The organism is Tomitella gaofuii (assembly GCF_014126825.1).
In the GTDB taxonomy this organism is placed as follows: Bacteria; Actinomycetota; Actinomycetes; order Mycobacteriales; family Mycobacteriaceae; genus Tomitella; species Tomitella gaofuii.
Genome location: NZ_CP059900.1, coordinates 3,078,961 through 3,098,757 on the forward strand (window position 1 = coordinate 3,078,961; position 19,797 = coordinate 3,098,757).

Below are 19,797 nucleotides of genomic sequence, written 5' to 3' on the forward strand. Positions count from 1 at the left end.
TCAGAACCCCAGCCGGCTGAGCTGCTTGGGATCGCGCTGCCAGTCCTTGGCCACCTTCACGTGCAGGTCCAAGTAGATCTTCGTGCCCAGCAGGGCCTCGATCTGGGTGCGCGCGGCGGTGCCCACCTCGCGCAGCCGCGCACCGCCGCGCCCGATGACGATGCCCTTCTGGCTCTGCCGCTCCACGAAGAGGATGGCGTGGACGTCGAGCAGCTCCCCTTGCTCGGGCCGGCGGCCCTCTCGCGGGATGATCTCCTCGATCACCACCGCCAGCGAGTGCGGAAGCTCGTCGCGCACGCCCTCGAGCGCGGCCTCCCGGATGAGCTCCGCCATCAGTGTGGTCTCGGGCTCGTCGGTCAGCTCGCCGTCCGGATAGAACGCGGGCCCCGGCTCCATGGCGCCGACGAGCACGTCACGCAGCACCCCCACCTGCTCGCCGGAGGACGCCGACACGGGGACCACGTCGGCGTCGCCGCCGAGCAACTCCGACAGCGCCACCAGTTGCGCGGCCACCTGGTCGCGTCCCACCTTGTCGATCTTCGTGACGATGCCGATGAGGCGCGTGCGCGGCGCGGACGCGCGGACCTGCTCGAGGATCCAGCGGTCGCCGGGGCCGATCTTCTCGTCGGCGGGCACGCACACGCCGATGACGTCCACCTCGGCGTAGGTCTCGTGCACCAGGTCGTTGAGCCGCTTGCCCAGCAGCGTCCGCGGCCGGTGCAGGCCGGGGGTGTCCACGAGGACCAGCTGGGCGCCCGGGGTGTTGACGATCCCGCGGATGGTGTGCCGGGTGGTCTGCGGGCGGTTCGAGGTGATCGCCACCTTCGTCCCCACCAGCGCGTTGGTCAGCGTCGATTTGCCCGTATTCGGCCGTCCCACGAAGCACACGAACCCCGAGCGGAACTCCTCCGCGCCGTCGCCGTGCCGCCGAGCGTCATCGCCCATCGCCTGAACCCTCCGTCGTGTCGTCGGATGCGGCGCGGCCGCCGCCGTTGTCGTGGTCCCCGCCGACGTGTTCGGCGGGGCGGGCGTCCGGGTCCCGCGCCGCCAGCACGGTGGAGATCCGGATGCGCCCGCGCGGATCGGTGCCGCCCTCCGCGGTGAGGACCAGCCCGCCGGTGCGCACCGTCGAACCGGGCAGCGGGACGCGGCCGAGCGCGTGCGCCAGCAGCCCGCCCGCGGTATCCACCTCCGGGTCGTCGAGGTCGGTGCCGAACAGCTCGCCCAGGTCGTCCAGCGGCAACCGCGCCGACACCCGGAAACCCCCGTCGTCCAGCTCCGTCACCGGCGGGGTTTCCGCCTGGTCGTATTCGTCGGCGATCTCGCCGACGATCTCTTCGAGCACGTCCTCGATGGTGACGAGACCGGAGATCCCGCCGTACTCGTCCACCAGCATCGTCATGTGGTTGCGGGTGCGCTGCATGTCGTCCAGCAGCCCGTCGAGCCGCTTGGAGTCGGGGGCGAAGACGGCGGGGCGCATGAGCTCGCCCACCGTGACGCTGCGGCCGCCGTCCACGGAGTAGTAAGTGCGGGTGACGAGGTCCTTGAGGTAGACGACGCCCAGCACGTCGTCGGCGCTGTCGCCGATCACCGGAATCCGCGAGTGCCCGCTGCGCACCGCAAGCGACGTCGCCTGGCCTGCCGATTTGAACTGCTCTATCCACACCATCTCCGTGCGCGGCACCATGACCTCGCGCGCCGGCGTATCGCCCAGGTCGAACACGGACTGGATCATCCGGCGCTCCTCGTCCGCCACCACGCCGCGCTCCTGGGCCATGTCCACCAGCTCGCGCAGCTCGATCTCGGTGGCGAACGGCCCTTGCCGGAACCCGCCGCCCGGCGTGATGGCGTTGCCGAGCACGATGAGCAGCCGGCTGATGGGGTGCAGCAGCGTGCCCAGCCACTGCAGCGGCAACGACGACGCGAGGGCGATGGCGTAGGCGTGCTGGCGCCCCAGCGTGCGCGGGCCCACGCCGATCACGACGTAGCTGAGCACCACCATCACTGCGGCCGCCGTCACCAGCGCCCACACCTGCGGCAGCGCGTCGAACAGCACCGCCGCGAGCATGACCGTCGCCGCGATCTCGCAGACGATGCGCAGCAGCACCAGCAGGTTGATGTAGCGGGGGCGGACGGCCACGACCCGCCGCAGCCGCACCGCGCCCGGACGCTCCTCCTTGACGAGTTCGTCCAGGCGCGCCGGCGAGATGGACATGATCGCGGCGTCGAGCGCCGTGAACACGCCGCCCAGCGGGATGAGCGCGATGACGCAGACGACGAGGACGATGCTGTCGACGGCCACCGTCAGGCCCGGCCCCGCGCCCCGCCGCCGCCGGCGGGACCCATGCCGTCCGATCCTCTACCGCCGTCGGACTCGTCGGCGGCGAGGAATCCCATGCGGCCCAGCAGACGGCTGTCCCGTTCCGCCAGGGCGACGCGGCGCGCAGAGTCCTCCTGCTCCCGGTACCAGCCGGAGAGCAGCTCGGCCTGCAGGGCGAACATCTCGCGCTCCTCCTCCGGCTCCGCATGGTCGTAGCCCAGCAGGTGCAGGACCCCGTGCACGGTGAGCAGCGCCAGCTCGTGTTCCACCGGATGACCGGCCTCGCGCGCCTGGCCGTCGGCGAACTCCGGGCACAGGACGATGTCGCCCAGCACCACGGGGCCGGGCTCGGTGGCGTCGGGCCGCCCGCCCGGAGTCATCTCGTCCATGGGGAAAGACATGACATCGGTGGGCCCGGGAAGGTCCATCCACCGCACGTGCAGGTCCGCCATCGTGGCGATGTCCACCATCGTCATCGACAGCTCCGCCGCGGGATGCACGTCCATGCGCGCCAGCGCATATCCGGCCACGTCGATCAGCCCGGCCTCATCGACTTCCCAGCCGGACTCGTTGGCCACCTCGATACTCACCGTCGGCTACTCACTTCTGCCGTCCACCTGTCCTTCCGGCGTCCACCGGTCGCTGTCCGTTCTCCGCAGTCCACGCGGGACTCACCGCCGCGGCGAGGCGTGGCGCCCCTGGCCCGCCCGCCGCTGTGCCCTGGTGCCGGCGAAGTCGGCGGCGTGGGCGACGCCGCCCTCCGCCGCGTCGTTCTCGAAGCGTTCGTAGGCGTCGACGATGTCCGACACCAGCCGGTGACGCACCACATCCTGGCTGGTCAGCTGGGTGAAGTGGATGTCATCGATGCCGCCGAGGATCTGTTCGGCCGCCCGCAGGCCCGAACGCGCGCCGCCGGGGAGGTCCACCTGCGTCACGTCGCCGGTCACCACCACCTTGGAGCCGAAACCCAGGCGGGTCAGGAACATCTTCATCTGTTCGGCGGTGGTGTTCTGCGCTTCGTCGAGGATGATGAAGGCGTCGTTGAGCGTGCGTCCACGCATGTAGGCCAGCGGCGCCACCTCGATGATCCCGGCCTCCATGAGCTTGGGGATCGCCTCCGGCGCCATCATGTCGTGCAGCGCGTCGTACAGCGGCCGCAGGTATGGGTCGATCTTCTCGTTGAGCGTGCCCGGCAGGAAACCGAGCCGCTCGCCGGCCTCCACGGCCGGCCGCGTCAGGATGATGCGGTTGACCTGCTTGGACTGCAGCGCGCTGACGGCCTTCGCCATGGCCAGGTACGTCTTGCCCGTGCCCGCGGGGCCGATACCGAAGACGATGGTGTTCGCGTCGATCGCGTCGACGTAGCGCTTCTGCCCCAGCGTCTTGGGGCGGATGGTCTTGCCGCGCCGCGACAGGATGTCGAGGCTGAGGACCTCCGCCGGCGACTCCGGCGCACCCTCGGTGAGCATGCCGACGGTCCGCCGCACCGTCTCCGGGGTGATCTGCTGGCCCGCACGGCCGATGCGCACCAGCTCGGAGACTGCGCGCTGCGCGAGGGCCACCGCCTGGTCCGTGCCGGTCAGGGTGATGTCCGTGCCCCGTACGTGGACATCCGCCTCCAGCCCCTCCTCGAGGACCCGCAGATTGCGGTCCGCCGTGCCCAGAAGCGGGCGGACGGCATCCGGATGCAACGTCATCGTGGTCTGCACCGGCTCCGTTGCGGCCGGCTGCTCTGGCACGGTGTTGATCTTGTCGGTCACGGAGTTGATGCGTCCTGCTTTCGATCGGAAGGGTGCCGGTGCCGGAAGAGTCTCGCGCTGTCAGCAATGCAAGAACTGTCATCGGTACCGGCGCACCGCCAGTCTACCGCCTCACCCGCCGTGTTCGAGCGGAGAGCCGTCCCACCGGCTGCTCAGCACGCCGATCGCCCCCAACGCCACGGCCGCCGCGGCGGATGTGCGCAACACCTCCGGTCCCAGGCGCACCGGCCGCGCGCCCGCCTCGGTGAGCGCGGCGATCTCCGCGCCGTCCACCCCGCCCTCGGGGCCGACGATCAGCATCACGTCGCCCGCGGCGGCGATCGCATCCCGCGGCAACGTGCCGGTGGCCGACTCGTGCAGCACCAGCACGAGCCCGCCCGCCTCGGCGGCGGCCCGCACCCGGTCCACCAGCACAGGAGTGTCATGCAGGGGCTCGATCCGCGGCACGCGCGGCCGCCGGGCCTGCTTGGCCGCGGCCCGGGCCGTCGTCGCCCACTTGGCCAGCGCCTTGCGCGCCTTGTCCTCCGTCTTCCACCGCGCCACGCACCGTGCGGCCGCCCAGGGCACGAGCACGTCGGCGCCCGCCTCGGTGGCCAGGTCGACGGCGAGCTCAGCGCGCTCGGACTTGGGCAGCGCCTGCACCACCGTCACGCACGGGCGCGGCGGGTCGACGGTGCGCACGCGTTCGCAGCGGACGTCGAGCGAGTCGCGGGCGGCACCCTCCACGACGCACTGCGCGACCGTGCCGCGGGTGTCCGACAGCAGCAGCCGGTCCCCCGGGCCGAACCGCCGCACCGTGGCCGCATGCCGGCCTTCAGGCCCGTCGAGGGTCAGCAGCCCGCCCTCGGCGGGCAGCCCCTCGACGTAGAAGACCGCGAGCGCCACGGATCAGCGGCCCGAGAACACGTCGCGGAGCCGGGAGAACAGGCCCGCACCATTCTGGCTGCGGGAGCTGACGACCTCCGGCCCGTCGGCGCCCGCCGCCTCGCGGAACGCCGCGAGGGCCTCCGTCTGCTTGCCGTCCAGGTGCGAGGGGACGACGACCTCCAGGTGCACGACCAGGTCGCCACGCTGGCTCGAGCGCAGCCGCGGCATGCCCAGCCCCTGCATGCGCACGGTCTGGCCCGGCTGCGTCCCGGCCGCGATGTCCATCTCGACGGGGCCGTCGATCAGCGTCTCCAGCTGCATCGTGGTGCCCAGCGCCGCGTCGGCCATGGGCACGCGCACCGTGCAGTGCAGGTGCTCGTCCTCGCGCACGAAGATGTCGTGCGGTTTCTCGTCGACCTCCACGTACAGGTCGCCCGCCGGGCCGCCGCCGGGGCCCACCTCGCCCTGGGCCGCGAGGCGGATGCGCATGCCGTCGCCGACCCCCGCAGGCACCTTGATGGTGATCTCGCGCCGCGTGCGGACGCGCCCGTCGCCGCTGCACTTGCGGCACGGGTCGGCGATGATCTCGCCGACGCCGCGGCAGCTGGGGCACGTGCGCATCGTCACCATCTGGCCCAGGAACGAGCGCTGCACCGACTGCACCTGGCCCGCACCGCCACAGGTGCCGCAGCGGGTGGGCTTGCTGTCTCCGTTCGTGCCCTTGCCGCTGCACAGGTCGCACAGCACCGCGGTGTCCACGGTGATCTCGCGGGTGAGCCCGGTGGCGCACTCCTCGAGGGTCAACGACATGTTTAGCAGCGCATCCGAACCGGGCTGGACACGGCTGCGCGGGCCCTGCGCACCGCCGCCCGCGGCCCCGCCGAAGAACGCCTCGAAGACGTCGCCGAGCCCGCCGCCGCCGAATCCTCCGAAACCCCCGCCGCCGAAGCCGCCCGCGCCCGCGGACTCCATCGGATCGCCGCCCATGTCGACGATGCGCCGCTTCTCCGGGTCGGTGAGGACCTCGTAGGCCGCGGTCACCTCGCGGAACCGCGCCTGCGCGGCCTCGTCCGGGTTGACATCCGGGTGCAGTTCGCGCGCGAGCTTGCGGTAGGCCCGCTTGAGCTCCTGGTCGCTCGCGTTCTTGTCCACGCCCAGAATCGCGTAGTAGTCCCGTGCCACGTCCAGTCCAGTCCTCACCTGATCGAAACCCATGTCATGCGCCGGCCCGCATCGGCCGGCCCGCATCGGGGCCGGCCGTCACCGTCCGGCGATGGCCTCGCCCACATACCGGGCGACCGCGGCCACCGCAGCCATTGTCCCCGGATAGTCCATGCGGGTCGGACCCAGGACCCCCATTCCGCCGAACGTCGTGCCGGCGGCGCCGTATCCGGTGGTCACGACGGAGGTGCCGCGGATCTCCTCGGCGTTGGTCTCGTCGCCGATCCGCACCAGCACCCGGCCGTTGTCATGCGCCGATTCCAGCAGGCGCAACATGACCACTTGTTCCTCCAGCGCCTCGAGCACCGACCGCAGCGAGCCCGGGAACCCCACCCCGGGGGCGAAGTCCTGCACATTGCGGGTGAGGTTGGCGGTGCCGCCGAGCAACAGGCGCTCACGCGGATCGTCGACGAGCGTCTCGATGAGCGTCGTCGCCGCCCGCACGACGGCATTGCGCAGGTGCGGCGGGGCGGTGTCCGGCAGCTCCGCCACGGCGGTGGAGGCGTCGGTGAGCTTCTTGTCCGCCAGCGCCCCCACGAACATGTCGCGCAGCGTCGCCAGGTCGTCGTCCGTGACGACGTCGCCGAGTTCGACGATGCGCTGGTCCACCCGCCCCGAGTCGGTGATGAGCACGAGCAGCAGCCGCACGGGGGTCAATTGCACCACCTCGAGGTGCCGCACCGACGAGGCGTTGAGCGTGGGGTACTGGACGACGGCCACCTGATGCGTCAGCTGCGCCAGCAACCGGACGGCGCGCCGCAGGACGTCGTCCAGGTCCACCGCGCCGTCGAGGAACTGCGCGATCCCCCGCCGCTCGGCCTGCGACAGCGGCTTGATCGACGAGAGCCTGTCGACGAACTGCCGATAGCCCTTGTCCGTGGGCACGCGCCCGGAGCTCGTGTGCGGCTGGGTGATGTAGCCCTCGGCCTCCAGCACTGCCATGTCGTTGCGCACCGTCGCGCTGGACACTCCGAGATTGTGGCGGTCCACCAGGGCCTTCGATCCCACCGGCTCCTGGGTGGCCACGAAGTCCGCGACGATCGCCCGCAGGACCTCGAACCGTCGATCCTCGGTGCTGGACACCGGACTTCCACCTCCTGGCTGCGACCGTGCAGAATGTCCCCGCACGAAGCTATGTCCCCGCACGAAGCTATGTCCCCGCACGAAGCTATGTCCCCGCACGAAGTTCCCGAGTGCACGCCCACCCGTCAGGCGCGCGGAATCGTGCGTCGTACGGCCAGTCTAGTCGGAACGCACCGGCAGGCGGCCGGGCCGGATGGCGCGCCGCCCGCCGCGGTTCCCCCGCCGCCGTGCGCAGGCCCTGTGCGGCGAGACCTGTTCGTGACTATCCTGCGACATGGCTGTTGCATCCCCGGCGGGGCGTCCTGCGCCCGGCCGGTCGGGGAGGACGGGACAACCGATACGAGCAGGCGCGGCACGAGCTGACGCGGACTGCTGAGGCGACCAGCGAGGACGGCGCGATGATCTTCAAGGGAGTCCGGGAAGGCAAGCCCTACCCCGAGCACGGCATGTCCACACGGGACTGGTCGAAGATCCCGCCACGACAGGTCCGGCTGGACGAGCTCGTCACCGTCACCACGGTGCTCGCCCTGGACAGGCTGCTGTCCGAGGACTCCACCTTCTACGGCGACTTGTTCCCGCACGTGGTCCAGTGGCAGGGGACGCTGTACCTGGAGGACGGGCTGCACCGTGCGGTCCGCTCCGCGCTGCGCGGGCGTCCCGTGCTGCATGCGCGGCTGTTCGACTACGACCAGCTCGCGCCCGCGCCCGCGCAGCATGGCGGGGCGCCCCGGTTCGCCCTCGAGGACCTCGCCGAGTAGCCGGCGCGCACCGGCGCCGCGACGGCACGCCCGTCGCTCACTCCAGGATGTCGCGCACCACCGCATCGGCCAGGAGACGCCCGCGGTCGGTGAGCACCAGACGGCCGCCGGTCAGGACCGCGAGTCCGTCCTCCGCCGCCCGCGCCGCGGCCGTCCGCTCGGGCCCGGTCAGCTCCGCCAGCGGCAGGCCCGAGGCCAGCCGGATTGTGAGCAGCACGCGTTCCACGTGGCGGTCGTGCGCCTCGAGGACCTCGGTGCCCGCCACGGGCAGCACCCCCTCCGCCAGCGCCGCCGAATACGAGGCCGGGTGCTTGACGTTCCACCAGCGCACCCCACCGATGTGGCTGTGCGCGCCGGGGCCGGCGCCCCACCAGTCGCCGCCGTCCCAGTAGCCGATGTTGTGCCGGCACTCGCCACCGGTCCGCGCCCAGTTCGACACCTCGTACCAGGCCATGCCGGCATCCCGCAGCCGGCTGTCGACCATCTCGTAGCGGGCCGCGAGCACATCGTCGTCGGGCTCCGGCAGCTCACCGCGCCGCACCTTGCGCGCCATCGCCGTGCCCTCCTCGACGATCAGCGAATACGCCGAGACGTGGTCCACCCCGGCGTCCAGCACGGCGTCGAGAGAGGCCGCCAGGTCCTCGTCACGCTCGCCCGGGGTGCCGTAGATCAGGTCCAGGTTGACGTGCTCGAAGCCCGCGGCGAACGCCTCGCGGGCGGCGTCGACGGGGCGCCCCGGAGTGTGCACCCTGTCGAGCGCGGCCAGAACGTGCCGCGCCGAGGACTGCATGCCCATCGAGATGCGCGTGAAGCCGCCGTCGCGCAACCGCTCGAAGAATCGCGGGGACGTGGACTCCGGGTTCGACTCCGTGGTCACCTCGGCGTCCGGAGCGAGGCCGAAGGTGTCGCGCACCACGTCGAGCACCTCGACCAGGCGGTCCGCCCCCAGCAGCGACGGGGTGCCGCCGCCGACGAACACCGTCTGCGCGGCGGGCGCATCGACGCCGCGCCCCGCGAGCAGCTCGACCGCCGCGTGCATCTCCCTGCGGTACGCCTCCGCCCAGGACTCCGGCGACGCGGACGTGCCCAGCTCGCCGGGGGTGTAGGTGTTGAAATCGCAGTACCCGCAGCGCGTCGCGCAGAAGGGCACGTGGATGTACACGCCGAACGGGCGCCCCGCGCCCCAGCCGGCGCCCGGCCCCGCCGGCCCCGGCAGCGCGGAGTCCGGCAGTTCCAACGGCACCGTCCGCGCGCGCCTCATGCTCGTGTCCACCCGCGCACCCGCTCCTTCATCCGCCCGCATACTTCACTCTCCAGTGTCCCGGTGCCGGGGCGGCTCCGCACATCCGGGCACCCGGTGCGCAGGCACGACTGCGGCCTGCACTGTGCCGTGCATCACGTGACCATGATCATGTGTGACCGGACTCTCCTGGCCTGGAACATTCGGAGATCGGCCGCATCCATGGCAGACTGTCCCCCGTGATCGGAAACGGAGTGTTGCTGGCGGCCCGTCGCCACGTCGACCTCAAGCGCACCTGCAGCGGCATGTGTATGCCCTGCGGCATGTGTCGCATGCACATGCCCTCGATGCACTGATCCGTTCTTTCCTCTTTTCTGAACGATTCATTTTCTGCATCTGTGCGCAATCCACGGTCACGTGCTCTGCAGCGCCGTCCCGTGAGTGATGCCGTACGCCGCCGGCCACACCAGGGTCCCGCCCCGCCGGTCGCGCTCCCATCGCCGCGAACGCCACGCATCGCCGTCGTCCCGGCGCCCCTTCGCGGCCGCCGCTCCCCAGGATTCCGCACCGGTGCAGTGGAACCGGGAGCCCCACCATGTCACCGAAACCCCCTGCCGCCGGCGCCACCGCGGTGTCCGGCACCTCCGGCTCCGCAGCGCCCCAGGCCAAGCGCCCGCGCCCCAAGAAGACCCGCTCGGAAGGCCAGTGGGCCAAGGGATACCGCGAACCGCTCAACCCGGTGGAGCGGTTCAAACGCGACGACGCGCCGCTGAACGTACGCGACCGCATCACCGACCTGTACGCCGAACTCGGCCACGGCAGCATCGACGCGAACGACCTGCGCGGGCGCTTCCGCTGGATGGGTCTGTACACCCAGCGCGCCGCCGGCTACGACGGCACCTTCACCGGCGACGATAACGCGGACCTGCTCGAGTCGCAGTACTTCATGATGCGGGTGCGCGCCGACGGCCAGAAGCTCGACCTGGACCGGATGCGCACGATCGCCGGCATCTCGAAGGATTTCGCGCGCGACACGCTCGACATCACCAACCGGCAGAACTTCCAGTACCACTGGATCGAGGTCGAGAGCGTCCCGGAGATCTGGCGGCGCCTCGGCGAGGTCGGCATGCAGACCACCTCGGCGTGCGGCGACTGCCCCCGCGGCATGCTCGGCTCGCCGCTGGCGGGCCTGGCCGTCGACGAGGTGCTCGACGCCAGCCCCGCGCTGGACGAGATCGTCCGCCGCTACATCGGCGACCCCGAGTTCGCGAACCTGCCGCGCAAGTACAAGACCGCGGTCTCGGGCCTGCAGGACCTGCCGCACGAGATCAACGACATCGCGTTCGTCGGCGTGCACCACCCCGAGCACGGGCCGGGCCTGGACCTGTGGGTGGGCGGCGGACTGTCGACGGTGCCGCACTTCGCGCAACGCCTGGGCGCGTGGGTTCCGCTCGACGAGGTGCCCGACGTGTGGGAGGCCGTGACGAAGCTGTTCCGCGACTACGGCTACCGGCGCCTGCGCAGCAAGAACCGGCTGAAGTTCCTGGTCAAGGACTGGGGCCCCGAGAAGATCCGCGAGGTGCTCGAGACCGAGTATCTGCACCGCGAGCTCATCGACGGCCCGGCACCCACGCCGCTGACGAAGGTCCGCGACCACGTGGGCGTGCAGAAGCTCAAGAACGGACTCAACGCGGTGGGCGGCGCGCCGGTGTCCGGCCGCATCTCCGGCACGCAGCTGGCAGAGCTGGCCGACGCCGTCGAACGGGCCGGCGGCACCGAGGTGCGCACCACGCCGTACCAGAAGCTGGTCGCGCTGGACATCGCCGACGACAAGGTCGACCAGCTCGTCGCCGACATGGAGCGTATCGGGCTGCCCACCGACCCTACGCCGTGGCGCCGCAGCATCATGACCTGCACCGGCCTGGAGTACTGCAAGCTGGCCTTCGTCGAGACCCGGCGCCGCGCCATTTCGCTGCTGCCGGAGCTCGAGGAGCGCATGGCCGACCTCAACTCCCAGCTCGACGTCCCGGTGACGGTGCACCTCAACGGCTGCCCCAACTCGTGCGCGCGCATCCAGACCGCGGACATCGGCTTCAAGGGCCAGCTCATCGAGCAGCCCGACGGCACCAAGGCCGAGGGATTCCAGGTGCACCTGGGCGGCAGCCTCGGCGAAGACCTCGGCTTCGGTCGCAAGGTGCGCCAGCACAAGGTGCTCTCGAGCGAACTGGGCGACTACATCGAACGCGTCGTGCGCAACTTCATCGCACAGCGCGCCGAGGGCGAACGCTTCGCGCAGTGGGTGGCGCGGGCCGACGAGGAGGACCTGCGATGAGCACGGCTGTGCGGAGAAGGCTCCTGGGCTCCGACGAGCTGCGGCGCATCGCCGAACAGGGCGCGGCCCTGGTGGCGGCCGGCGAGCTCGACGAGACCGACCCCGCGGCGCTGCTCGCCTGGACGGTGGAGCAGTTCGGCGACGGGTTCCTCGTCGCCTCCAACATGCAGGACGCCGTCCTCGTGGACCTGGCGGCGCGCGCCAAGCCGGGCGTGGACGTGCTCTTCCTCGAGACCGGGTACCACTTCGCCGAAACGCTGGGCACGCGCGACGCCGTCGTCTCCACCTACGAGGTGAACCTGGTGGAGGCCAAGGCGGAGGCGTCGGTGGCCGAGCAGGACGCCGCCGAGGGCAAGGACCTGTTCGCCCGCGACCCCGGCCGCTGCTGCCACCTGCGCAAGGTGGTGCCGCTCACGAGGACGCTGTCCGGCTACGACGCCTGGGTCACCGGCATCCGGCGCGTCGAATCGCCGACGCGGGCGCAGGCCCCGGCGATCTCGTTCGACGAGGGCTTCGGGCTGGTCAAGATCAACCCGATCGTCGCGTGGGACGACGACAGGTTCCAGCAGTACATCGACGACCGCGGGGTGCTGGTCAATCCGCTCGTGTCCGACGGGTACCCGTCGATCGGGTGCGCGCCGTGCACCGCGAAGCCACTCCCCGGATCCGACCCGCGCAGCGGGCGGTGGGCCGGTTCGACCAAGACAGAATGCGGGTTGCACTCATCATGACCATCGATCTGACAGACCAGTTCACCACCGAGACCGCCTCGGACATCGACGCACTGTTCGCCGGGCGGACGGCGCCGGAGGACTTCGACACGCTCACCGCGCTCGAATCCGAGGCGATCCACATTTTCCGCGAGGTGGCCGGCGAGTTCGAGCGCCCCGTCATCATGTTCTCCGGCGGCAAGGACTCCACGGTGCTGCTGCACCTGGCCATCAAGGCCTTCTGGCCGGCGCCGATGCCGTTCCCGGTGCTGCACGTGGACACCGGACACAACCTGCCGGAGGTGCTCGAGTTCCGGGACCGCCTCGTGGAGAAGCACGGCCTGCGCCTCGTCGTCGCCAGCGTGGAGGACTACCTGGCCGACGGCAGGCTGCAGGAACGTCCGGACGGCATCCGCAACCCCCTGCAGATCCAGCCGCTGCTGGATGCGATCGCCGACAACCGGTTCGACGCGGTGTTCGGCGGCGCCCGGCGCGACGAGGAACGGGCCCGCGCCAAGGAGCGGATCTTCAGCCTGCGCGACGCCTTCGGCCAGTGGGACCCCAAGCGCCAGCGCCCGGAGCTGTGGAACCTCTACAACGGCCGGCACGCCCCCGGGGAGCACGTGCGCGTGTTCCCGTTGAGCAACTTCACCGAGCTGGACATCTGGCGCTACATCGCACGCGAGGATATCGCGCTGGCGTCGCTGTACTACGCGCACGAGCGCGAGGTGTTCCACCGGGACGGCATGTGGATGACGCCCGGCCCGTGGGGCGGCCCCGACGAGGGCAGCCCCCTGCAGACCAAGTCGGTGCGCTACCGCACCGTGGGCGACGGCTCCACCACCGGCGCCGTGCTCTCCGACGCGGCGGACAACCAGGCCATCCTCGACGAGCTCACCGTCAGCCGCCTCACCGAGCGGGGCGCCACGCGCGGGGACGACCGGGTCTCCGAGGCCGCGATGGAAGACCGCAAACGCCAAGGCTACTTCTGAACCGATGGGGACACCTCTGATGAGTACTGAAACGACCGCGCAGCCGGACCTGCTGCGCCTGGCCACCGCGGGCAGTGTGGACGACGGCAAGTCCACGCTGGTCGGACGGCTGCTGTACGACACGAAATCGGTGCTGGCCGACCAGATCGACGCGGTCACCCGCGCCTCGGTGGACCGCGGCCTCGCCACACCGGACCTCTCGCTGCTCGTGGACGGGCTGCGCGCCGAACGCGAGCAGGGCATCACGATCGACGTCGCCTACCGCTACTTCGCGACGCCCAGCCGCACCTTCGTGCTCGCGGACACCCCGGGGCACGTGCAGTACACGCGCAACACCGTCTCCGGCGCCTCCACCGCACAGCTGGTGGTGCTGCTGGTGGACGCGCGCAACGGGGTGGTCGCGCAGACGCGCCGCCACGCCGCGGTGCTCGCGCTGCTCGGCGTGCCGCGGCTCGTCCTGGCGGTGAACAAGATCGACCTCGTCGACGACGCGGCGGCCGTGTACCGGGACATCGCGGCGGAGTTCGCCGAGCTCACCGCGAGCCTCGGCTGGGACCCGTCCGCGGTGCAGTCCATTCCGGTGTCCGCACTGCACGGCGACAACGTGGCCGTCCGCTCGGAGAACACCCCTTACTACTCCGGCCCGACGCTCATCGAGCACCTGGAGTCGGTGCCGGTGGACGCCGAGCCGGACACCGTGGGCCTGCGCTTCCCCGTGCAGTACGTCATCCGTCCGCGCACCCCCGAGCACCCCGACTACCGCGGCTACGCCGGTCAGGTGGCGGTGGGCACCGCGCGGGTGGGAGACCCGGTGGTGGCGTTGCCGTCCGGCGTGCGCAGCACCATCGGGCGCATCGACACCGCGGACGGACCGCTCGACGCAGCGCAGCCGGGGCGCAGCGTCACGATCGTGCTCGCCGACGACATCGACGTCTCGAGGGGTGACGTCATCTCGTCCGTCGGCGATGCACCCACTCCGGTGCGGGAGTTCGCCGCCACCGTCTGCTGGCTGGCCGAGCGCCCGCTGCGGACCGGCGCGCGTGTGCTCGTCAAGCACGGCACGCAGACGGTCCAGGCCATCGTCGACACCGTGGAATCACGGTTCGACGAGCAGGCGCTGGCCGTGGCTCCCGCACCGGAGGAGTTGGGGCTCAACGATATCGGACTGGTGCACCTGCGCACCGCGGGCGAGCTGCCGGTGGACGACTACCGGGCGAGCCGGCGCAGCGGATCGTTCCTCCTCATCGACCCCGCCAGCGGCAACACGTTGTCCGCCGGGCTCGTGGGAAACGCGCTCGAGGCGGTCCGCACCGTCGCGGGCCAGCCGGCATGAACGGCGCCGGGCCCGCCGGCGGACCCGCGCCGGACGGACCGCCGCTGATCGCCGTGGCGCACGGCAGCCGGGACCCGCGGTCCGCGCAGACGGTCCACGCGATCGTCGACGCGCTGCGTGCCACCGCCCCGGGGATCGCAGTCCACGTGGCGTTCCTGGACCTGTCCGTGCCCTCCCTCGGCGACGTGGTGGAGACGGTGGCGCGCGCCGGCCACCGTCGCGCCGTGGTGGTCCCGCTGCTGCTGGGCAGCGCCTACCACTCGCGGGTGGATCTTCCTGCGCTGCTCGCCGCGGCGTCCGCGCGGCGGCCGGGGATGGAGTTGATCCAGGCTCCTGTCCTCGGCGACGACGAGCGTCTCGTCGCGGCGGTACGCGACCGCATCGTCGGCGCCGGGGCACCGGCGGACGATCCGTCGGTGGGCGTGGCGCTGTCGGCCGTCGGCTCGTCGTCGGCCGAGGCCAACGCCGTGACGCGTGCCCTTGCCGCCCGGGTGTGCGCGGGCACCGCGTGGCACGGCGCCCGCGCATGCTTCGCGGCCGCGACGGAACCCACCGTCGAGTCGGCGATCACGGACCTGCGGGCGCGCGGCGCGCGGCGGATCGTGGTGGGCTCGTGGTTCCTCGCGCCGGGCCTGCTCACCGACCGGGTCCGGCGCCGTGCGCTCGCGGCCGACCCCTCGGCGCTGATCGCCGACCCCATCGGGCCGCATGCGCTCGTGCCGCAGGTGATCGTGGACCGGTACCGGCGGGCGGCTGCGGCGGCGGCCGCCCGTACGTCGCGCACCGCCGCAGCGTGACCGTCCCCTACAGGTCCTCGGCCCGCAGCTGCTCGGGGGTCTTCGGCGAGAGCAGGCCGGGCGCCACGTCGTACAGCGTCTTGGCGCCGACCTCGCCGCGCACGTTCATCCGGTGCGCGGCGCGTGCGTAGGCCACGAGCACGCTGGACGTGAAGCCGGGGTTGCTGCCGAGCTTGAGGCTGAATTCGTAGACCTGCCCGGAGGAGTCGTCCGCCGGGCCGGTCTCGCCGCTGCGGATAACGAAGCCGCCGTGCGGGATTCCGGCGTGATCGCGGGCAAGCTCTTCCGCCGTGATGAAGTGCACCGTGGTGTCGTAGGGCTCGAAGTAGTGCGGCATGGTCACGATCGCCTCGCGGACCGTCTCCGCGTCGGCGCCGTCCTCGAGCACCACGAAGCACTCGCGCACGTGCTTGTCCCGCGTGGACAGCTCCGGCCGGTCGCCGCGCCGCACCGCCTCGACCGCCTGCTCCGACGGGATCGTGTACTGCACGCCCGCGGCCACGCCGGGAACCTTCCGCACCGCGTCCGAGTGGCCCTGGCTCACCCCGCGCCCCCAGAAGGTGTACGTCTCCCCGGATGGCAGGATCGACTCGCCCAGAACACGGTTGAGCGAGAACAGTCCCGGGTCCCAGCCGGTGGAGATCACCGCCGTCGTCCCGGCCGCCCGCGCGGGGCCGTCCACCGAGGCGAAGTACTCGGGGATGCGCGCGTGCGTGTCGAAGCTGTCCACGGTGGTGAACCGCGCCGCCAGCGCAGGCCCCTGCTGCGGCAGGTCCTCCTTGGACCCCCCGCACAGGATGAGCACGTCCACCGCGTCCTCGAACCGTGCGAGCGCGTCCCACCCGTACACGCGGGTCCCGTCCGCCTGCGGCGTCACCGCAGCGGGATCGCGCCGGGTGAATACGCCCACCAGTTCCATGTCGGGCGTGCGCGCCACGGCGGCCTCCACCCCGCGCCCCAGGTTCCCGTACCCCGCGATGCCGATCCGGATCTTCTCGCCCACTGCCCCGTTCTCCTCCTGACGTACGTCGTGGCGCACGCCCGCCGGCGGCCCGCCACACTGCGCCGGGGTCCCGGCACATCGACGATCGAGGCTACCTCCCGCCGCGCTACCTCACGCCGCGCCACCTCCCCCGCGCCCGGCTCCCCGGACCGTCAGGGTGCCGGCATGACCCCTGTCTCCCGCGCCGCCTCGAGCAGCCGCAGCCAGGCCTCGGAGACGGTGGGGAATACGGGCACCGCGTGCCAGAGCGTCTCCAGTGGCACCTCCGCCGCCACCGCGATCGTCGCGGCATGCAGAAGCTCGGCCACCTCCGGCCCCACGAACGTCGCACCGACCAGGACGCCGCGGACCCGGTCCACCACCCACTGCGCACGCCCGGTGTAGCCGTCGCGCTGGAGTGCCGCCCCCGCCACGGCGCCCAGGTCCACCGCCACACTGTGCGCATCGATCCCGGCCGCGCGGGCACGGGCCACCGTGAGGCCGGTCCACGCCGCCTGCGGGTCGGTGAACACCACCTGCGGCACCGCCGAATGCCCTGGGCCGGCCTGGAAGCGCGGCGCCTCCGTCGGCCGGCCCTCCGCCCGTGCCGCGGTGACATCCCCGCACACCCGCGCCTGATACTTGCCCATGTGGGTGAGCGGCGCGCGGCCCGTCACGTCGCCCACCGCGTAGAGCCCCGGCACCCCGGGCACCGCCATGTGCGCGTCCGTGGGGGGCGCCCGGTGCGGGTCGAGCCCCACGGCGTCCAGCCCCAACCCGTCCACCGCCGGCCGCCGGCCGGCCGCGACCACCAGCTCGTCGACGGACACGGTCCCCGCCGAGCCGCCGTCGCCGCCGTGCCCGGACGGCTCGATGCGCAGCGTCACCGGCACGCCGCCGGCCACGCCCGGCGCGTGCGCCGCCACCGCGTCACGCTCCACCTCGTACGCCTGCGTGCCGAACAGGATCCGCACCGGCCGGCGCCCCGGCCCGCCCTGTTGCAGTGCATCGGCCACCAGCGCCCCCGCGAACGGCTCCGCCCCGCCGAGCAGCGCACGCCCCCGCACGATGAGCGTCACCTCGGCCCCGAGGGCGCTCAACCACGTCGCCGCCTCGCACGCCACCACCCCGCCGCCGATGATCGCCACCGACCCCGGCACCGCCGTCATCGCGGTGACGTCCCGCGAGGTCCACGGCCGCGCCTCCGCGAGCCCCGGGATCGAGGGAAGCGTGGCGGCCGAACCGGTCGCCAGCACCACCGCCTGCCGCGCCGTGAGCGTCGCCGCGCTGCCGTCGGCTCCGTCGGCCGGCGACACCGCGACCGTGCGCTCTCCGGTCAGCCGTCCGCTGCCGCGCACCACGTCGATCCCGGCGCCGCGCGCCCACCGCACCTGGCCGGAGTCGTCCGGCAAGGGCGACCCGCCGTCGCGGCCGATGAAGGTGTCGCGGCGCGCCAGGACCGCCTCCGCGTCCAGCGGCCGGTCTCCGACGAGCTCCGCCGTGCCGGGCAGCGCGGACGCCGCGCCGCGGACGGCGGCCGGATGCAGCAGCGCCTTGCTGGGGATGCACGCCCAGTACGAGCACTCGCCGCCGACCAGCTCCGGTTCGACGATGATCGCAGTCCGGTCGCTGCCGGCGATCGCGTAGGCGGCGGCGTTCTCACCGGCCGGCCCGCCGCCGAGGACGACCACGTCGTATTCGCGGACGGCGGGCCCCTCGGCCGCATGGCCCCCGGTGGCGCGTCGAGGTTCTGACCACATGCACTCAGACTAGGTGCTGCACGTCGCTCCGGATGCCGTTCCGGCCCCACGGCTGCACGCGCCGCCCCACCGGTCCGCTACTCGTCGGCCTCGTCGAAGATCGTCGTGATCGCCCCGTCGTCGCCGTCGAACAGCTCCTCCTCCACCGACTCCCATCCGCCCAGGTCTTCGATGGTGTGCAGTCCCGCGGGCCGCGGGAACTCCCCGGCGAACTCCGCCGCCACCCCCGGGTCGACGGGCCGGAACCCGCTGCGCGCCCAGAGCCGTTGCCCCTCGGTGGAGTACAGGTAGTTCATGAACGTCCGCGCGGCGCCGGGATGCCCGCTCCGCGCGGAGACGGCGAACGGGTACGCGACCCTCATGCTGCCCTCCGGGACCGCGTAGTGCACCGGGGCGCCCTCCGCCGCAAGACGCTTCGCCTCGCTCTCCACGGTGAGGAGCACGTCGCCGGTGCCGTCGAGGAACTCCTCGGACGCGGCGCGGACCGTGGCCGGGACGGCGGCCAGGTGCCCCGCGACGAGCGCACGCACGAAGCCCAGGCCCGCCGCCGGGTCGCCGTCGGCCCCGCCGGCGGCCGCGTAGGGCGCCAGCAGACTCCACCTGCCCGCGCCGGAGGTGCGCGGATCGGGGACGACCGCGTCGACGCCCGCGCGCAGCAGATCGTCCCAGCCGTCGATGCCCGGCGGATCGCCCTCGCGCACCACGAGGACCACCACGGACCCTGCCGGCACCCCGCGCGTGGCGTCCTCATCCCACGTCGGATCCACGACGCCCGCGCGCACCACCCGTTCCATCCCGGGCCGCGCCGCGAAGGCGACCGCATCGGCCGGAAGCCCGGCGGCCACCTTTCTGGACTGGTCGCCGGACGCACCGTACTCCGGGGTCACCGCCAGATCCGCGCCCTCCTCGCCGTCACCGAAGCCCTCGATGACGGCGTCGAAGCCGGGTTCCATCAGCGACGCGGCGACCAGCACCAGCTCCGTCGGCCCGTCGGGCGCCCGGACCCCCGGTGCGCCGTCTCCGTCCCCCACACCGCAAGCGGTCGTCGTCAACGCCGCGGCCACCACCATGACCAGCGCCTTCGATGCGACCGTGCGGCGGCGCCCGGCATCGGCCGTCACCGCCGGGAGCCCTCACGCGCAGGCGCGGCCACCGCCGTCACAGCAGGCTGACCAGCCAGGCCACGACGACCAGGACCAGCAGCAGCAATAGCACCAACGTCACGCGTGACCTGGGCATCAGTCCTCACTCTCGGTGGTGTGCGGGTGCCGGCCGGCGACCGGATCCGCACTGTCGTCGTCCTGGCCGCGTGGGCCGTCGCCGCCGTCGCCGCGCTCGTCGGGCGGGTCGCCGCGGCCGACGAGGGCGAAACACTTGGTCACGACGACGTCGAGGGCCACGGCCACGAGCCCGGCCAGCGGGACGAGCACGACCATCACCACGAGGACCTGCAGGGCGAACGGCAGCCCCGTCACCCACAGTTCCACGCCGTCCCACCAGCGCCCGATCGCCTCCACGGGACCAGGGTAGACATGTGCACCACACGGCCGGTCACCGGTCGCGCACCGGATGGCCGCCGTCTCACCGACGCTGTTCACGCAATCCGTGGACGAGACGGACGCCGCGGGACAGTATGGGATGC

General features: G+C 72.3%; 18 protein-coding genes. 6 read left to right on the forward strand and 12 right to left on the reverse strand.

Going from position 1 to position 19,797, the window contains the following annotated elements; genetic code table 11:
* From era to hrcA, 7 genes are all read right to left on the reverse strand, one after another.
* Entirely contained in the window at positions 1-945 is a 945-nt protein-coding gene (gene era / locus H4F70_RS14235; protein WP_182357632.1) for a GTPase Era, read from the reverse strand.
* Positions 935-2,302, reverse strand: a complete 1,368-nt coding sequence (locus H4F70_RS14240) for a hemolysin family protein (RefSeq protein WP_372497634.1) — start codon at positions 2,300-2,302, stop codon at positions 935-937. The genes era and H4F70_RS14240 overlap by 11 nt, the downstream gene beginning before the upstream one ends.
* A gap of 2 nt (positions 2,303-2,304) precedes the next feature.
* On the reverse strand, positions 2,305-2,910 hold the full coding sequence (gene ybeY / locus H4F70_RS14245) for an rRNA maturation RNase YbeY (RefSeq protein WP_182346870.1): 606 nt from the start codon (positions 2,908-2,910) through the stop codon (positions 2,305-2,307).
* A gap of 81 nt (positions 2,911-2,991) precedes the next feature.
* Positions 2,992-4,017, reverse strand: coding sequence for a PhoH family protein (locus H4F70_RS14250; protein ID WP_182360432.1), 1,026 nt, complete (start codon positions 4,015-4,017; stop codon positions 2,992-2,994).
* A gap of 174 nt (positions 4,018-4,191) precedes the next feature.
* On the reverse strand, positions 4,192-4,965 hold the full coding sequence (locus H4F70_RS14255) for a 16S rRNA (uracil(1498)-N(3))-methyltransferase (RefSeq protein ID WP_182357633.1): 774 nt from the start codon (positions 4,963-4,965) through the stop codon (positions 4,192-4,194).
* 3 nt (positions 4,966-4,968) lie between these two features.
* Positions 4,969-6,129: a molecular chaperone DnaJ gene (dnaJ, locus tag H4F70_RS14260; RefSeq protein WP_182357634.1), complete on the reverse strand. Its 1,161-nt coding sequence runs from the start codon at positions 6,127-6,129 to the stop codon at positions 4,969-4,971.
* Positions 6,130-6,207: 78 nt separating this feature from the next.
* On the reverse strand, positions 6,208-7,251 hold the full coding sequence (gene hrcA, locus H4F70_RS14265; protein WP_182346868.1) for a heat-inducible transcriptional repressor HrcA: 1,044 nt from the start codon (positions 7,249-7,251) through the stop codon (positions 6,208-6,210).
* A gap of 398 nt (positions 7,252-7,649) precedes the next feature.
* Here hrcA and H4F70_RS14270 point away from each other — a divergent pair, with 398 nt between their 5' ends.
* Entirely contained in the window at positions 7,650-8,009 is a 360-nt protein-coding gene (locus H4F70_RS14270) for a type II toxin-antitoxin system VapB family antitoxin (protein WP_182357635.1), read from the forward strand.
* 37 nt (positions 8,010-8,046) lie between these two features.
* Here H4F70_RS14270 and hemW read toward each other — a convergent pair whose 3' ends face one another.
* The gene (gene hemW / locus H4F70_RS14275) at positions 8,047-9,270 is read right to left on the reverse strand and encodes a radical SAM family heme chaperone HemW (protein ID WP_182360433.1); all 1,224 of its coding nucleotides are present in this window, start codon (positions 9,268-9,270) and stop codon (positions 8,047-8,049) included.
* A 574-nt stretch (positions 9,271-9,844) separates the two neighbouring features.
* Between hemW and H4F70_RS14280 the strand changes: the two genes are divergently transcribed.
* From H4F70_RS14280 to H4F70_RS14300, 5 genes are read left to right on the forward strand one after another with little or no spacing between them, the layout of a single operon-like run.
* Positions 9,845-11,581 (forward strand): nitrite/sulfite reductase, encoded by a 1,737-nt coding sequence (locus H4F70_RS14280; protein ID WP_182357636.1) that lies wholly within the window; start codon positions 9,845-9,847, stop codon positions 11,579-11,581.
* Entirely contained in the window at positions 11,578-12,312 is a 735-nt protein-coding gene (locus H4F70_RS14285) for a phosphoadenylyl-sulfate reductase (RefSeq protein WP_182357637.1), read from the forward strand. The genes H4F70_RS14280 and H4F70_RS14285 overlap by 4 nt, the downstream gene beginning before the upstream one ends.
* Positions 12,291-13,283 carry a sulfate adenylyltransferase subunit CysD gene (gene cysD / locus H4F70_RS14290; RefSeq protein WP_182357638.1) on the forward strand — a complete coding sequence of 331 codons (993 nt, stop codon included), beginning with the start codon at positions 12,291-12,293 and terminating at the stop codon, positions 13,281-13,283. Before H4F70_RS14285 ends, cysD begins: the two co-directional genes overlap by 22 nt.
* A 19-nt stretch (positions 13,284-13,302) precedes the next feature.
* Positions 13,303-14,616: a sulfate adenylyltransferase subunit 1 gene (locus H4F70_RS14295; RefSeq protein ID WP_182357639.1), complete on the forward strand. Its 1,314-nt coding sequence runs from the start codon at positions 13,303-13,305 to the stop codon at positions 14,614-14,616.
* A complete protein-coding gene (locus tag H4F70_RS14300) occupies positions 14,613-15,413 on the forward strand; it encodes a sirohydrochlorin chelatase (protein WP_182357640.1) in 801 nt (266 codons plus the stop codon). Before H4F70_RS14295 ends, H4F70_RS14300 begins: the two co-directional genes overlap by 4 nt.
* A gap of 7 nt (positions 15,414-15,420) precedes the next feature.
* Here H4F70_RS14300 and H4F70_RS14305 read toward each other — a convergent pair whose 3' ends face one another.
* From H4F70_RS14305 to H4F70_RS21000, 4 genes are all read right to left on the reverse strand, one after another.
* Complete coding sequence (locus H4F70_RS14305; protein WP_182357641.1) at positions 15,421-16,416, reverse strand: diaminopimelate dehydrogenase; 996 nt, start codon at positions 16,414-16,416, stop codon at positions 15,421-15,423.
* 152 nt (positions 16,417-16,568) lie between these two features.
* Positions 16,569-18,155 carry a dihydrolipoyl dehydrogenase family protein gene (locus H4F70_RS14310; protein ID WP_182357642.1) on the reverse strand — a complete coding sequence of 529 codons (1,587 nt, stop codon included), beginning with the start codon at positions 18,153-18,155 and terminating at the stop codon, positions 16,569-16,571.
* Between the two features lie 77 nt (positions 18,156-18,232).
* A complete protein-coding gene (locus H4F70_RS14315; RefSeq protein ID WP_182357643.1) occupies positions 18,233-19,276 on the reverse strand; it encodes an extracellular solute-binding protein in 1,044 nt (347 codons plus the stop codon).
* A gap of 117 nt (positions 19,277-19,393) precedes the next feature.
* Entirely contained in the window at positions 19,394-19,672 is a 279-nt protein-coding gene (locus H4F70_RS21000; RefSeq protein WP_182360569.1) for a hypothetical protein, read from the reverse strand.
* Positions 19,673-19,797: the final 125 nt, after the last annotated feature.

Coding starts and splice junctions, on each gene's coding strand:
- era (WP_182357632.1), bottom strand. CDS start 945: ATGGGCGATGACGCTCGGCGGCACGGCGACGGCGCGGAGGAGTTCCGC.
- H4F70_RS14250 (WP_182360432.1), bottom strand. CDS start 4,017: ATGACGTTGCATCCGGATGCCGTCCGCCCGCTTCTGGGCACGGCGGAC.
- H4F70_RS14270 (WP_182357635.1), top strand. CDS start 7,650: ATGATCTTCAAGGGAGTCCGGGAAGGCAAGCCCTACCCCGAGCACGGC.
- hemW (WP_182360433.1), bottom strand. CDS start 9,270: ATGAGGCGCGCGCGGACGGTGCCGTTGGAACTGCCGGACTCCGCGCTG.
- H4F70_RS14280 (WP_182357636.1), top strand. CDS start 9,845: ATGTCACCGAAACCCCCTGCCGCCGGCGCCACCGCGGTGTCCGGCACC.
- H4F70_RS14285 (WP_182357637.1), top strand. CDS start 11,578: ATGAGCACGGCTGTGCGGAGAAGGCTCCTGGGCTCCGACGAGCTGCGG.
- cysD (WP_182357638.1), top strand. CDS start 12,291: ATGCGGGTTGCACTCATCATGACCATCGATCTGACAGACCAGTTCACC.
- H4F70_RS14295 (WP_182357639.1), top strand. CDS start 13,303: ATGAGTACTGAAACGACCGCGCAGCCGGACCTGCTGCGCCTGGCCACC.
- H4F70_RS14300 (WP_182357640.1), top strand. CDS start 14,613: ATGAACGGCGCCGGGCCCGCCGGCGGACCCGCGCCGGACGGACCGCCG.
- H4F70_RS14310 (WP_182357642.1), bottom strand. CDS start 18,155: ATGTGGTCAGAACCTCGACGCGCCACCGGGGGCCATGCGGCCGAGGGG.